Raw genomic sequence first — 14,997 nt, 5'->3', positions numbered from 1 at the left:
AATCTATGTCTCTTTTATTTTTGCTTTTGTCTTAGAAGAAGCTCTTTTTGAAGTTGTTTTTTTACTCGATGCTTTAGCCAATATAAGTTCTAATGCCTCTGAAAGAGTTACGCTAATAGGATCTTTATCTTTTGGCAATGTTGCATTAATTTTACCCCAATTAACATAAGGGCCATAACGCCCGTTGCGCACAGTAATAGTTCCTCCTTCGGGATGCTCTCCTAATGTTGCCAATGCTGTAGGTGTTGTTCTGCTTTGCTTGGTTTTGTTTTCTTGTTGTTCTGCCAATACTGTAACAGCGCGATTGATACCAATATCAAAAACTTCATCTGCATGAAGAAGGCGCGCAGATTTTCCGTTATGGCTAAGATAGGGACCATATCGCCCAATCGTAGCCGTAATTGTTTTTCCAGTTTCAGGATGAATGCCAATTTCACGGGGAAGGGATAGTAAAGCCAAGGCTTTATCAAGAGTTACATTTTCTGCCTGCCATTCTTTTGGTAGTCCTGCACGTTTAACTTCTTTGCTTTCACCAAGTTGAATATAGGGACCAAACCGACCATTGCGAAGAGAGATATCTTTTCCTGTTTCAGGGTCAATACCAAGTATAACAGGTTCATCATTGTGCACAGCTTCATTCTCTTCTCCAGTATCTGTACCAAGTTGGCGTGTGTATTTACATTCGGGATAATTGGAACAGCCAACAAAAGCACCATAACGACCGAGTTTTAATGATAATTGACCATTTTTACAAAGAGGGCAGGAACGCACATCACTTCCATCTTCCCGTTCAGGAAAGGCGAGAGGTGCTAATGTTACATTTAAAACATCAAGAACATTGGTTATACGGAGTTCTTGGATATTGCTAATAGATGCATTAAATCCATCCCAAAAATCTCGCAATACGTCTTTCCAAGAAAGTTTGCCATCAGAGATAAGATCTAGCTTTTCTTCAAGATCTGCTGTGAAACCATATTCTACATAGCGATTAAAAAAATTTTCAAGAAAGGCCGTAACAATACGTCCCTTAGCATCGGGAATAAGCTTTCGTTTATCAATTATAATATATCCACGGTCACACAATGTCGCCAATGTGGAGGCATAAGTTGAAGGACGACCAATTCCTAACTCTTCAAGCTTTTTAATTAATGAAGCTTCAGAATAACGAGAAGGGGGGTCTGTGGTATGCTGTACAGATTCAACTTTTTCTTTTGTAAGGGCTTCACCAGTCTTTATTTGTGGTAAACGTGTTGTTTCATTTTCTTCATTATTTTCTTCGTCTCGTTGATCGGTGTAGACGGAAATAAAGCCATCGAAGCGAATAACAGATCCTGTTGCTCGTAGATTTGCACGGTTTTCTCCTTGCTGTGCTTCAATTTCAACGGTTGTACGTTCAATTTCAGCAGAACACATTTGGCTGGCAATAGCACGCTTCCATATCAGCTCATAGAGCTTTGCTTGATCGCTATCGAGAAAATTACGAACTTGACTAGGATTGCGTTGAAAATCTGTTGGGCGGATTGCTTCGTGTGCTTCCTGTGCATTTTTTGCCTTTGTTGAATAAAAACGTGGTTTTTCAGTAACATAGTCTTTACCGAAAGTTTCATGAATAACTTTTCGTGCTGAATCAATAGCCTCTGGTGCTATTTGCACACCATCGGTACGCATATAAGTAATAAGCCCTGTCGTTTCACCATTAATTTCAATACCTTCATAAAGCTTTTGGGCAATTTGCATAGTGCGAGAAGCTGAAAATCCTAATTTTGAAGAAGCTGCTTGTTGTAATGTGGAGGTTGTAAATGGAGGAAAAGGATTTCTCTTAGTTGGTTTTGCTTCAACACTAAGTGTATGATATTCTGCTTTCTCCAACATAAAGCGAATTTGATCTGCTTGTTCTTGAGATTGAATATCAAGCTTGCCTATTTTTCTTTGATTGAACATTGTCAATCTTGCTTGGAAACTATCATTTCGGATGGTTTTTAACTGTGTTGTAACGGACCAATAATCTTCTTTGATAAAATGTTCTATTTCTGATTCACGATCACAAATAATACGCAAAGCAACCGATTGAACGCGTCCTGCTGAACGCGCACCAGGGAGTTTCCGCCATAAAACAGGTGAAAGTGTAAAACCAACGAGATAATCAAGAGCACGACGTGCAAGATAAGCATCTACAAGTGATGTATCAATATCACGTGGATTGTTCATAGCATCAAGCACAGACTTTTTGGTGATGGCATTGAAAACAACTCTTTTAATAGGTTTATCTTTTAAAACTTTTTTTTGACGAAGAATATCCAGAATATGCCATGAAATAGCTTCCCCTTCACGATCAGGGTCTGTTGCTAATATAAGGCTATCGGCTTCTTTAACGGCTTTTGCTATTTCATTTAAACGTTTAGCGGCAGCAGAATCTATATCCCATTTCATAGAAAAATCTTGATCCGGTAAAACGGAACCATCTTTTGCAGGCAAATCACGAACATGTCCAAATGATGCGACAACTTTGTATTGAGACCCAAGATATTTATTAATTGTTTTTGCTTTTGCTGGAGATTCAACGATGACGATATTCATAATTTTACCCAAATATTGAAATAAAAAACTTTTTTATAAACGCCTTTTACGCGAATAGCTAATGACAATTGCTTAAGAGCACATAAAAAAATATTAGCCATATAAAAAACATGAATATTGTACAACTTATGATTGTTATTATTAGAGTACACCCTATATAGAATTACACGATTTATTTTCCACTGTTATTACAAAAACATACGGCGAAATACTAAGATGACGTCTATTGAGAGGTAGGAGGGGAAATGCTCAAGGATAGAGGATTATGTTTATAAATCATTTAAAAGTTATCCAATATATTACAGATATGTCAAAGCAAATGAATCAGATGGCACGTCAGGCGCATAGTCCGCTTTTAGCATTGCTTTTGGATATGGTTGCCAAAGAAGGGCAAAGCATTATTAATAGTGCTGAGGCTCTTGGGGAAGATCAAAATTCGACAATGACACACAACCACCAGAGTGTCGAATGAGCTTTCCAGCAAGGTCGAGTTCTACCAACAAGAGGTAGAGAGTTGGGAGTGAAACACCTGAATGGGCGCTGAGTGTGTCTAAATCGATTGGCGTTGTTGAAAGCGCGGAGAGAACTGCTGCGCGTTCTGCATCATCTCCTTCTAAAGGGGATAGGCTGTTTTTTCCATCTGCTAAATTAACATTCTTCTTTTCAAGTTGTAAAGAGGATGGTTCCTCAAAAAAATTGAGTTGGGAATTTGGAAGCGGTGAAATTAATGGCGTAAGTGTTTCTATAATGTCAGAAGGATGTGTGGTGAGTAGAGCTCCGTCCTTGATGAGGTTGTTTGTACCAACAGATCTTGGATCAAGTGGAGAACCGGGAATGGCAAAAATCAACCGTCCCATTTCGACTGCTTGACGTGCGGTAATCAAGGACCCTGAGCGCAGGGCTGCCTCTACAACCAAGATACCAAGTGATAGAGCTGCAATAATACGGTTTCTTCTTGGAAAATCGATAGCGCGCGGCTTCCAAGAGATCGGCATTTCACTGATAATAGCTCCACCGTTGGCGATAATATCTTCATGCAACTTTTTATTTTCAGGAGGGTAGATATGATCAATTCCGCCAGCCATAACTGCAACGGTTCCTGTTTTTAAACTTGCTTGATGTGCAATAGTATCAATTCCACGAGCGAGCCCAGAAATTATTACAAAATCCGCTTCGCCAAGAAAATGCGCAAATTGAGCAGCAAGCTTTTTACCAGCGGCTGAGGCATTTCGGGATCCTATAATTCCAATAGAATTTTTTTGAAAAACTGAAACATTGCCTTTTATAGCAATAAGCGGCGGGGATGCTTCTGTAACCTTAAGAAAGGCTGGGTAATCTGGTTCTCCCATAGCGATAAATCGAATACCTAATCTTTCAGCTTCTTGTATTTCTTTTTCTGCATCTTCTAAGCTTGCTATTTTAATAGATACAGAAGCACCACCTTTTCTACTAAGCTCTGGCAGTGCTACCAAAGCATTTTCTGCTGTTTTATAATGATCAATGAGATTGCGAAAACTCACTGCTCCAATATTTTCACTACGCAATAACCGTAACCAATTTAGACGTTGACGATCAGTGAGCAGGATTCCTTTATTTATCCCCGTTTTGAGTCCCAATCTTACTTTCTTTCCCAACTAATAATCTACCGATATTTGCGTAATGCTTTATATACACAAATATGCTCATCACAATCAGCATAAAACAGAAATAAGGATCGGAAAAGTAAAAAACAAATATCGCAGTTATAACAACAGCAACGAGTGCGGATAATGAAGAATAGCGTGTGAGTAGAAAAATCGTCATCCACACAACAATGAAAACAATTGCTGCTGGCCAGTAGACTCCTAAGCAGATCCCTAGATAGGTAGCAACACCTTTGCCACCTTTAAATTTAAGCCATACGGGAAAAAGATGTCCTAAGAAAGCAAAAAAACCAGCTAGAGAAATAAGGATACTATTGTTTAGCGGATCACTAAAAAACTTTATAACGAAAACAACGAGAGCCCCTTTCAACATATCACAAAGAAGTGTTAGAGTAGCAAGCTTTTTATTTCCTGTTCGTAAAACATTTGTTGCTCCAATATTACCGGAACCGATTGTTCTTATATCGCCAATTTTGGCCAATTTTGTAAAAAGAAGACCAAATGGGATCGAACCAATGAGATAAGATATTAAGAAAATAAACCATGGAGTGGACTGAAAAAATATTTCTGCTTCATTCATTAAAAATCTCATTAAGTTTGTTGATCAAGTTTAAAAACGGTTTTCCCTTTCACAAAGGTCTGGAGCACGCGTCCTTGAAAACGCGCATTCTCAAAAGGGGTGTTTTTTGAACGTGAATAGAGCTTCTCTGTCGAAACAATCCATGGTTCTTCAAGATCAACCACAATAAGATCTGCATGAGCACCTTTTTTGAGTGTTCCTGCATTGAGTCCAAAGAGCTTTGCAGGCGCCGTTGACAAAAGTTCAGTTATCCGTAGAAGAGATAAGCTCTCATCATGATAAAGGCGTAAGGCCGCGCTCAATAAGGTCTCCATACCAATAGCGCCAACCGCTGCGTCATTAAATGGTAAATGTTTTGTATCTTTACTCTGAGGATCATGAGAAGAGACAATAACATCTATAGTCCCATCCTTTATTGCTTCAATCATTGCTATACGGTCTTCTTCTGTACGCAATGGGGGCATTAAGCGAAAAGAGGTGCGATATTCACCAATGTCATTTTCATTGAAAGATAAATGATTAATAGATACACCCGCTGAAATTTTCTCACTGCGTTTTTTACCGAAACGAAGCGCATCAGCAGACAGTGCCGTTGATATTTGAGCGGCATGATAGCGTGTTTGCGTTAATACTGCTAATCGCAGATCCCTTTCAAGTGGGATAACTTCTGCTTCGCGGGGGATGCCAGAAAGACCAAGCCAACTGGAGAGAAGTCCTTCATTCATCACACCTTGGCCTGTAAGATCTTTGTCTTGTGTTTCGTGTATTAATGTGACATCTAAATCACGCGCATAAGTCATTGCACGTCGCATAACAGATGAACTTTGAAGCGTTTTTTTTCCTTCACAAAAGGCAACAGCTCCTGCATCTTTTAGTAAGCCGAATTCCGTTATTTCTTGTCCGTTGAAACCTTGTGTGATCGCAGCAACGGGATAAATATTGACCGATGACTTTTCTTGTACTGTATGCCTAATAAATTCAACAAGTGCTACATTATCAATGACTGGACGCGTATCTGGCATCATGAGGAAAGAAGTAATACCACCTGCTGCTGCGGATTGACTTGTTGATGCGATTGTTTCACAGTGTTCATTGGCTAATTCTCGGACAAAGACGCGGGCATCAACAAGACCAGGGAGAATCGCTTTGTTTTGTGCATTAACAATTTCTGCTCCTTCTGGGATTCCTTGATTTAGGGCTTCTTTTTCAGCGGCTATAATCCGTCCATTTTCAACAATAACTGTACCAATTTCATCGATTGCGCGCGAAGGATCAATAATACGAACATTTTGAAAAACAATTGGTTTTATCATTTTTTTTCTCCACTGATCTTCGCGCGTGAATCTAATAAAGCCTCCATGACAGCCATACGTACTGCAATTCCCATTTCTACTTGTGTATGAATCATACTTTGTGGTCCATCTGCTATGTCGGATGCAATCTCTACACCACGGTTTATTGGGCCAGGATGCAGAATAATGCAATCGTTTTTGGCATAGGCTAAATTTTCTTTATGTAAGCCAAAATAATGAAAATATTCACGCGTAGAGGGAATAAAAGAGCCTGTCATACGTTCATGCTGTAAGCGCAACATCATGATAACGTCAGCATTTTTAAGACCTTCTTTCATCGTGTTAAAAACCTCAACACTCATATGAGCGATTTCTGCGGGTAAGAGTGTTGAGGGAGCAACAGCACGAACACGAGCACCTAAAGCATTGAGACTCAGGATATTGGAACGGGCAACACGTGAGTGTAAGATATCTCCACAAATCGCAACAGTTAATCCTTCAATACGACCTTTTGCTCTTTTAATGGTTAGAGCATCTAATAAAGCTTGGGTTGGATGTTCATGAGCACCATCACCTGCATTAATGACACAACAATCAACTTTTTGCGCTAATAAAGATGCCGCTCCTGCACTGTTATGGCGAAAAACCAGTATATCTGGCTTCATCGCATTGAGAGTTGTAGCTGTATCAAGTAATGTTTCTCCTTTTTTTACAGATGAGTTGCCGATCGCAAGACTCATCACGTGTGCACCTAGCCTTTTACCCGCTAATTCAAAAGAAGATTGTGTTCGCGTAGAAGCTTCAAAAAAGAGATTAATTTGAGTTCGTCCATGCAAAGTAGATTTTGTTTTATCAATTTTGTTAGAAAGGATAACATTTGCTTCTGCACGATCAAGTAATGTATTAAGATCTTGCACACTCAGATCTTTAATAGCTAAAAGATGTTGATGAGGGAAAAGTGGAAAAAAATTATCTTGAATCATAGCATTCTTCTTTATCTCTCTCTAAACAGGTTAAACAAGCATTTGTTTAAATATGATAAATGTTTTTTAACTCTAAAAAGAAAAATAGTCTATGATATGAATGATCTGAATATAGGAACATACCTATGAGTGCTGTATCTGCGCAAAATAATCGTCGAAAAAATACATTTCTTAGCGATACGCTTATGTTTCGTATTGCCTCTACTTTGCCTAAGTTTTTGTTAGCAAGTTTTGAAGAAATAGGGGATTTTGCGGCAAGTCGAGAAGCATGGAAACTTTCTTGCTTAGCGAGTCATTATAAGCCTTTATTATGTTATAATGATGAATGGGGGCAACCAACGGAAAAATTAGAAATCCATTCTTCCTATCAAGCTCTTCAACAATATTCTAGACAAGCAGGTTTGGTTACTTCGCTTTGGGAAAATACGAGCTCAGAAAATGGATTCCGCTATCAAGCACGTGCGATTCGTTTAGCTTTATCTGCTGGTTTAGAAACAGGACATTTGAATGAAGTTATCATAACGAGTGCAGCTATTGCTGTTTTAATTAGTGATATTGAGCTCTTCAAAAAATGGAAAAATGTACTTTTATCACGCCAATATGATTCTTCATCAAAGCCTATTCATCATAAAAAGGCAGCTTCTCTAACCTGTGCATTTGATGATACTGAAAAATATGCTTTCAATTTTCCAAGTGTTAAGAAAATTTCTTTCGATGAAAGTATGGAACGTGATCTATATCGTTTAAATGTTGTAAAAACCAATGTTATTAATCCTACCGCTGACGGATATCTTGTTAGTGCAGATTTAAATGGTCATTTAAGTTGTTTTTTTATTCCACGCATACAAGAAAATGGCGCATTAAATGGTTTTATATCGATTCGTCATTTAATTCAGCGTTCTGGAGAACTTTTAACACCAGAGGGGGTTGTTGATTTCCAAGGCAGTTGTGGTTGGCTTTTGGGAAATGCTGGAGAAGGACTAAAAGTTATTAAAGACATCGAGACGATGATGCGTTTCGATCAATCGGTCATATCGGCAGGTGTTTTGCGAGCAGCTCTTCAATTTGGCATAGATTTTTTTCGGAAAAAAATGCCCAATCAGCCTTTACCACCACTGACAGAACGTATTTTTGCAGATATTGCATTAGATATAGCTGCTTCACAAGCATTGGTTTTGCGTTTAGCAAGAGCATTTGACAATGCAGCAAATGACCGTTCTGAAGCAGCTTTTGCCCGCATTATGACACCTATTATTGCTTATCACGTAAGTCAATTGGTTGTGCCTATTATTGGCGAAATTATTGCACAACTTGGTATTGAAAGTTTTATAGAGAATAATCCATTATCACAAATGTTGCATAATGGTCCTGCACGAATTGTGAGAAATAGTTCTTCTAATCAATTGGTAAAGGATGCCATTCTTATTGCTGAAAAAGCACCGGGATTGTTTCAGAAATTGTTAGAAAAAATTGCTCTTGATATTGGACCAGCGGGGCCACGAGCAATTGAAATTATTAAATCAGCAGGTGATATGGCATCAGCAAATGAAGGTGCAGGAAGATTTTTTGTTGAACAGGTAGCCTATGCAGCAGCAGCAGCAGCATTACGTTCTACAGACATAGAACATGTTGCAAATGCCTATATGGAAAGCCGCCTTGGGGGACAATGGAGATCTTCTTACGGGATGCTCATTGCACGATATAACGCAGGGCATTTGCTCAATGTCCTCTATCCTTCCATATGATGAAAGTTTTGAATCCTATTGAGAGCTCCTTGCAATATAAAAGCGGCGGCTGCCGAATCAATTCGGCTTGCTCTTTTAGCGCGCGATACATTCATTTCTAGAAGAGAACGTTCTGCAGCAATTGTTGATAAACGTTCGTCCCAAAAAACAAATGGAATTTTTGTATAAGCTTTCATATTGCTCACAAAAGCTCTGGTTGCTTGAACACGAGAGCCGCTGCTTCCATTCATGTTAAGGGGTAAGCCAATGATAATAACGCCTACATTTTCACGGTCAAAAATTTTAATAAGTGTGTAAGCATCTTCTGTGAATTTTTTTCGCTGTAGTACAGGACGCGGATTTGAGACAGTCAGTCCCATATCAGAAATCGCAATTCCGATAGTTTTTGTCCCTAAATCTAAGCCTGCTATTGTTTGTCCAGGCAAAAGATGTGTCATAACTTCATTTATATTAATAACGGTCATAAGGGTATAATGCGTTTTTTAATGTTTCAGATCCAATGGTTATATTCTTCATTCATGTTATCTAATATTCTTGCGCTTGCAAGCTCAGCCTTGTATAGCCAGATAAAGATTAATAAAAACAGAAAGGCGTAAATAGTATGTCTGTTGATCAAGAGACCGTCAAGCGGATCGCACATTTAGCGCGGATTGCTATCCGCGATGATGAGATAGAACCTGTGACAAAAAAATTCAATGCTATTTTAGGTTTTGTAGAGCAATTGAGTGAAGTTGATGTCAGTGGAGTTGAGCCATTAACATCTGTGATACCGATGACTCTACGAATGCGTGAAGATAGTGTTACAGATGGTGATAAAGCAGCAGATATTGTAGCAAATGCCCCTGTTACAGAAGAAAATTTTTTTCTTGTCTCAAAAATTGTTGAGTAACTTTTTATATTTTTGAAATTTGAGAACCAATATGACTGATTTAACAACCCTCACAATTGCACAAGCTCGTGATGCTTTAACAAAGAAAAATCTCAAAGCAACAGAATTAACGGAAGCTTATTTACAGGCAATAGAATCGGCTAATCCAACTTTGAATGCTTATGTAAAAATAACAGCAGAACAAGCAAGAAAAATGGCTGCTGAATCAGATAGTCGCTTAGCGAGAGGGCAGGGAGGGCTTTTAGAAGGAATCCCTTTGGGGATCAAAGATCTTTTTGCAACCTATGGTGTTCATACTCAAGCCTGTTCACATATCCTTGATGGTTTTAAACCGCTCTATGAATCAACTGTTACGGCTAATTTATGGCAAGACGGTGCTGTAATGTTAGGAAAACTTAATATGGATGAGTTTGCTATGGGCTCCTCTAATGAGACATCATATTATGGTCCCGTTGTTAATCCATGGAGAAAAAAAGGCTCGAATGAAAAACTCGTCCCCGGTGGTTCTTCGGGGGGATCGTCTGCCGCTGTTGCAGCACAAATTTGTGCAGGTGCAACCGCAACAGATACAGGTGGCTCAATACGTCAACCAGCAGCTTTTACCGGAACTGTAGGAATAAAGCCAACTTATGGACGTTGTTCACGGTGGGGCGTTGTCGCGTTTGCTTCATCCCTTGATCAAGCTGGACCTATTGCTAGAGATGTTCGTGATTGTGCTATCTTACTAAGATCAATGTCCTCTTTTGATGAAAAAGATTCTACTTCCGTGAATTTACCAGTTCCTGATTATGAAAGTTATCTTGGTCAATCAATCAAAGGAATGAAAATTGGTATTCCAAAAGAATATCATCTGGATGGAATGTCTTCTGAAATTATTGAACTGTGGCAAAAGGGTATCAATTGGTTAAAAGAAGCAGGAGCTGAAATTAAGGATATTTCTTTACCCCATACAAAATACGCTCTACCTTCTTATTATATTATAGCTCCTGCAGAAGCCTCTTCTAATTTAGCACGTTATGATGGTGTCCGTTTTGGTTTGCGTGTTCCTGGAAAAGATATCATTGAGATGTATGAAAATACACGTTCTGTTGGCTTTGGTGATGAAGTCAAGCGGCGTATTTTGGTTGGGACTTATGTTCTTTCATCTGGTTATTATGATGCCTGTTATCTAAGAGCTCAAAAAGTAAGAACACTCGTAAAATGTGATTTTGATCAATGTTTTGCTTCAGGCATTGATGCTATTTTGACACCAGCTACACCAACACCTGCCTTTGGTATTGCTGATGAAAAAATAAAAAATGATGCTGTAGCAATGTATCTTAATGATATTTTTACGGTACCAGTTAATATGGCTGGTTTACCAGGAATCTCTGTTCCTGCTGGTCTGTCATCAAATGGTTTACCTCTAGGATTGCAATTGATTGGTAAACCTTTTGCTGAAGAAGTTATTTTTCAGATAGCGCACATTATTGAAAAAGAAGCAGGGATATTCAGTGCAGAAAAATGGTGGATGTAATAGTTAAGCTTCACAAGGAAGCATTTCTCATTAAGGATGAGAAATGCTTTTTCAAAAGGTGGAAAGACGAGCTCTATTTCCTTAATTCGTAGTTTTTATCCACCAAGATAGGCTTCTTTAACACGCGAATCAGAGAGCATAGTTTTGCCTTCACCGTGAAATAAAATATGTCCTACCTCTAAAATATAAGCATAGTCAGCTATGGAAAGCGCAGCAAATGCATTTTGTTCAATAAGAAGAACAGTTTTTCCCATATCATTAATTTTTCGAATAATCGAAAAAATTTCTCGAACGAGAAGTGGTGCTAACCCCAACGAGGGTTCATCTAATATTACCATATCAGGATTGCTCATGAGTGCACGGCCCACAGCAACCATCTGTTGTTCACCACCTGACATTGTTCCTCCCAACTGTTTTGCTCTTTCACGTAGACGCGGAAATAGATCAAATATCCATTCAATATCACGGGAAATTCCCTGCTTATCGTGACGAATATAAGCGCCTAGATGAAGATTCTCTAAAACAGTGAGATGGGGCATGATACGTCGTCCTTCAGGACTTAGAGCAATACCTAATCGCAAAATCTCTTCTGGTGATTTTTTAATAATTAATTCGCCATTATAGGTAATTTCACCATAAACAGAGCGATTAAGTCCTGTAATAGAACGTACAATACTGCTTTTTCCAGCACCATTGGCTCCAATTAAAGTGACAATACTTCCCTTTTTTATGGACATAGAAAGATTTTGGACAGCTTTAATGGCACCATAATGAACGTGAAGATTTTTTATTTTAAGAATATCCATAAACATCTCCGCCAAGGTAAGCTTCAATAACTTTAGGGTTATTACGAATTTCATCTGGTGTACCATTGGCAATGCAACAGCCATATTCCATAACCAAAATATGTTGGCAAAGCCCCATAACCACTTTCATATCGTGCTCAATAAGAAGAATTGTAAGGTCAAAGTCTTTTTGTACTTTTTCTATGAATTTTCTAAGATCTTCACTTTCTTGTGGATTCATGCCAGCAACAGGTTCATCAAGAAGAAGTAACTTTGGCTTTGTGGCTAACGCACGTGCAATTTCTAGACGTCGTTGCACACCATAAGGTAAAGCTGTTGCCGATTGATTGGCAAGGTGATCAAGCTGTAGCTGTTCAAGGAGCTCCAAGGAATTTTTATAAATTTCCTTCTTTTCTTTCATTGCTTTTGAAAAAAATAGAGCTGAAGAAAACCAAGGATATTTTTGTCGAACATGTGCTCCTACCATAACATTCTGTAAAACCGTTAACCCTGAGAAAAGACGAATATTTTGAAATGTTCGGGCAATATGGCGCTTACAGATAACATAAGGAGGCGCTCCAGAAATTTTTTGTTCATCAAAAAGAATGGTGCCGCTTGTAGGAGCATAAAATCCAGAAATCATATTGAAAACTGTCGTTTTTCCAGCACCATTGGGACCAATTAATCCAGTAATACTTCCTCGTTTAATTGCCATATTAACATTATTTACAGCAACTAATCCGCCAAAACGCATTACAATATCATTGAGTGAAAGGATGGTGTCGTTCATAGCTTTCCCTCAGTATTAGAAAGCTTTTTGCGTGTCAAAAAGCTATAAATTCCATTCCACGAGAATTCTCGTTGTCCCATCAACCCTTTTCTCCAAAATAAGATAATTACCAGCAGTAAAAGAGAAAAAACAACCATGCGAAGTCCTGGTGTTTCTGGAATATGTATAAAACCTAAGTCAAATGGACTTTCAATAATACGAAGCCATTCAAGCATAACTGTAATAATAATACTACCAATAATGCTTCCTGTAATTGAACCAAGACCACCAGCAACTACAATCATCAAAATATTAAAAGTTAGAAGAAAATTAAACATTTTTGGATCAATGGTTGAAATAAGAGCAGCCATTAATGCTCCACCTATACCTGCAAAAAACGCTCCAACAGTAAAAGAAAAACTACGGTAGAAAAAAGCGTTAATTCCCATAGTTTTCGCAGCAATTTCATCATCACGAATGGCACGTAATACGTTACCAGTATTGCTTTTCAGTAAAAGGACAATAAAGAGAACTGTAAACGCTAACCAACCATAGTTCCACCATAATGTTGCATTTTGAGGTATTCCCTTGATTCCTAAAGAGCCATTTGTAAGCGATGTTGCGTTCGTAATGACAATGCGAATAATTTCTGCAAACCCCAATGTTGCAATTCCAAGATAATCGCCACCAAGACGCAATATTGGCAAAGCAATCAATAAACCTACAACTGCAGCACATATACCACTTATAACAACAGCGACAAAAAAAGGGTATTGCAGATGATACAATGGTTCAGCGATAGGTTCCAGAATCCACATCATTTCTTTTTGTTCAGGGGAAAGAAGTAAAATTGCGCAAACATAAGCACCAATAGCCATAAATCCTGCATGTCCAAGAGAAAACATACCTGTGAAACCGTAAATCAAATTAAGCGAAATTGCCAATATCGCATTAATAGCAATCAGATTTATGATACGAAGCGTATAATCATTAAAATGGCTATCAGCATAAAATAAAAAACCTATGAGAACTAAAACACTTATACACGATAGAACAGTTGTCACTGACTTTGCCATTAGATTTTCTCCTGACTTTTTTTACCCATTAATCCTGTGGGCATTATCAATAAAATCAGAATCAATAAAATGAAAGCGAAGGCATCTCGATATCCAGATAGCGCGGGGAAAAATGCGATAATCATAATTTCAATAAACCCTAATAACAATCCTCCCAACATTGCTCCTGGTATGGAACCAATACCTCCGATAACAGCAGCGATAAATGCTTTAAGACCAGGAAGAACACCCATATAAGGCTGAATTTGAGGATAACGTAAAGACCACATAATACCTGCTATAGCGGCAAGAGATGAGCCTATTCCAAATGTAAATGCAATAACTTTATTGACAGACACCCCCATCAAACGCGTCGTTTCAATATCATGGGAGATTGCACGCATAGCAAGACCCGGTTTTGTTTTATGGATAATCCATAACAGTAAAACAATAAGAATCAATGACACAACGGGAACGATCAGAGACATGGGAGCAATTCTAATGATACCATCTGCTCCTGATCCTAGACGCCATAGAAATGGTGTTACAAGAAAATCTGGTTGTTTTACACCTTTCGGAACGCCACTAAAGAGTACAGTAGCAAGATTTTCAATAAAAAAAGAAACACCAATTGCACCGATAAGTGCCGAGATACGCGGAGCATGGCGTAGAGGTTTATAGGCAAGTTGATCAATAATAATACCCACTGCACTTGTAATAAAAATGGAAAAACAAAGAGCTAAAACCCAAATCGGGGTAAAATCTTGTGAAGAAATTTTAAAATAATAAATAAAAACTAACGCAAGAATTAAAAAAACAGCAATCCAATAAGTTGAAGGTCGCTTTTTAAACCCTATAAAGACCGAATAATAAATAAGAACCGCGAGAAACAAAAGAAGAAGTGCTGCCCAAGCAGGCATAAAGCTAATTGTGGAAAAGAAAACAAAATACGCTCCCAGCATAAAGATGTCACCGTGAGCAAAATTAATGAGTCTCAGTATACCGTAGACCATGGTGTAACCAATAGCGATAAGCCCATAAAGAGATCCCAATGCCAGTGCATTAAAAAAATACTGGATGAACATTTCAGTGCTCATCTCTCATCCTTCCACATTTGTTAATTTACATAGGATAACAAGAAATTTCTAAGTTTTTGGTTGATA

Annotated in this window: 14 protein-coding genes; 4 read left to right on the top strand and 10 right to left on the bottom strand. The window is 38.3% G+C overall.

Annotated elements, in window-relative coordinates; genetic code table 11:
• Positions 1-3: 3 nt before the first annotated feature.
• Positions 4-2,577: a type I DNA topoisomerase gene (topA, locus tag QHG57_RS06670; protein ID WP_330168983.1), complete on the bottom strand. Its 2,574-nt coding sequence runs from the start codon at positions 2,575-2,577 to the stop codon at positions 4-6.
• 265 nt (positions 2,578-2,842) lie between these two features.
• Between topA and QHG57_RS06665 the strand changes: the two genes are divergently transcribed.
• Positions 2,843-3,049, top strand: coding sequence for a hypothetical protein (locus QHG57_RS06665; protein WP_007347924.1), 207 nt, complete (start codon positions 2,843-2,845; stop codon positions 3,047-3,049).
• On the opposite strand, the gene dprA is transcribed toward QHG57_RS06665, so the two are convergent.
• The 4 genes from dprA to QHG57_RS06645 are packed head-to-tail and all read right to left on the bottom strand — an operon-like array spanning position 2,979 to position 7,075.
• A complete protein-coding gene (gene dprA, locus QHG57_RS06660) occupies positions 2,979-4,193 on the bottom strand; it encodes a DNA-processing protein DprA (protein ID WP_330167627.1) in 1,215 nt (404 codons plus the stop codon). The two genes, QHG57_RS06665 and dprA, sit on opposite strands and share 71 nt — an antisense overlap.
• The gene (gene plsY / locus QHG57_RS06655; protein ID WP_330167626.1) at positions 4,168-4,800 is read right to left on the bottom strand and encodes a glycerol-3-phosphate 1-O-acyltransferase PlsY; all 633 of its coding nucleotides are present in this window, start codon (positions 4,798-4,800) and stop codon (positions 4,168-4,170) included. Before plsY ends, dprA begins: the two co-directional genes overlap by 26 nt.
• 11 nt (positions 4,801-4,811) lie before the next feature.
• A complete protein-coding gene (locus tag QHG57_RS06650; RefSeq protein WP_330168982.1) occupies positions 4,812-6,113 on the bottom strand; it encodes a dihydroorotase in 1,302 nt (433 codons plus the stop codon).
• Positions 6,110-7,075: an aspartate carbamoyltransferase catalytic subunit gene (locus tag QHG57_RS06645; protein ID WP_330167624.1), complete on the bottom strand. Its 966-nt coding sequence runs from the start codon at positions 7,073-7,075 to the stop codon at positions 6,110-6,112. Before QHG57_RS06645 ends, QHG57_RS06650 begins: the two co-directional genes overlap by 4 nt.
• A gap of 125 nt (positions 7,076-7,200) precedes the next feature.
• Between QHG57_RS06645 and QHG57_RS06640 the strand changes: the two genes are divergently transcribed.
• Entirely contained in the window at positions 7,201-8,820 is a 1,620-nt protein-coding gene (locus QHG57_RS06640; RefSeq protein ID WP_330167623.1) for an acyl-CoA dehydrogenase family protein, read from the top strand.
• On the opposite strand, the gene ruvX is transcribed toward QHG57_RS06640, so the two are convergent.
• A complete protein-coding gene (gene ruvX, locus QHG57_RS06635) occupies positions 8,805-9,284 on the bottom strand; it encodes a Holliday junction resolvase RuvX (protein WP_330167622.1) in 480 nt (159 codons plus the stop codon). The genes QHG57_RS06640 and ruvX overlap by 16 nt on opposite strands.
• A 137-nt stretch (positions 9,285-9,421) precedes the next feature.
• On the opposite strand from ruvX, the gene gatC reads away from it, so the two are divergent.
• Both gatC and gatA read left to right on the top strand, forming a co-directional pair.
• On the top strand, positions 9,422-9,709 hold the full coding sequence (gene gatC, locus QHG57_RS06630; protein WP_330167621.1) for an Asp-tRNA(Asn)/Glu-tRNA(Gln) amidotransferase subunit GatC: 288 nt from the start codon (positions 9,422-9,424) through the stop codon (positions 9,707-9,709).
• A gap of 31 nt (positions 9,710-9,740) precedes the next feature.
• Positions 9,741-11,225 carry an Asp-tRNA(Asn)/Glu-tRNA(Gln) amidotransferase subunit GatA gene (gene gatA / locus QHG57_RS06625; RefSeq protein ID WP_330167620.1) on the top strand — a complete coding sequence of 495 codons (1,485 nt, stop codon included), beginning with the start codon at positions 9,741-9,743 and terminating at the stop codon, positions 11,223-11,225.
• Positions 11,226-11,320: 95 nt separating this feature from the next.
• On the opposite strand, the gene QHG57_RS06620 is transcribed toward gatA, so the two are convergent.
• From QHG57_RS06620 to QHG57_RS06605, 4 genes are read right to left on the bottom strand one after another with little or no spacing between them, the layout of a single operon-like run.
• Positions 11,321-12,031, bottom strand: a complete 711-nt coding sequence (locus QHG57_RS06620; RefSeq protein ID WP_330168981.1) for an ABC transporter ATP-binding protein — start codon at positions 12,029-12,031, stop codon at positions 11,321-11,323.
• Positions 12,018-12,800: an ABC transporter ATP-binding protein gene (locus QHG57_RS06615; protein ID WP_330167618.1), complete on the bottom strand. Its 783-nt coding sequence runs from the start codon at positions 12,798-12,800 to the stop codon at positions 12,018-12,020. Before QHG57_RS06615 ends, QHG57_RS06620 begins: the two co-directional genes overlap by 14 nt.
• On the bottom strand, positions 12,797-13,855 hold the full coding sequence (locus QHG57_RS06610) for a branched-chain amino acid ABC transporter permease (RefSeq protein WP_330168980.1): 1,059 nt from the start codon (positions 13,853-13,855) through the stop codon (positions 12,797-12,799). Before QHG57_RS06610 ends, QHG57_RS06615 begins: the two co-directional genes overlap by 4 nt.
• Positions 13,855-14,931 carry a branched-chain amino acid ABC transporter permease gene (locus QHG57_RS06605; protein ID WP_330168979.1) on the bottom strand — a complete coding sequence of 359 codons (1,077 nt, stop codon included), beginning with the start codon at positions 14,929-14,931 and terminating at the stop codon, positions 13,855-13,857. Before QHG57_RS06605 ends, QHG57_RS06610 begins: the two co-directional genes overlap by 1 nt.
• Positions 14,932-14,997: the final 66 nt, after the last annotated feature.

The sequence above is a fragment of the Bartonella grahamii subsp. shimonis genome (genome assembly GCF_036327415.1).
Lineage (GTDB): Bacteria > Pseudomonadota > Alphaproteobacteria > Rhizobiales > Rhizobiaceae > Bartonella > Bartonella shimonis.
Note: the sequence above shows the minus strand (reverse complement) of the source record. Positions and strands in the feature narration are given on the sequence as shown.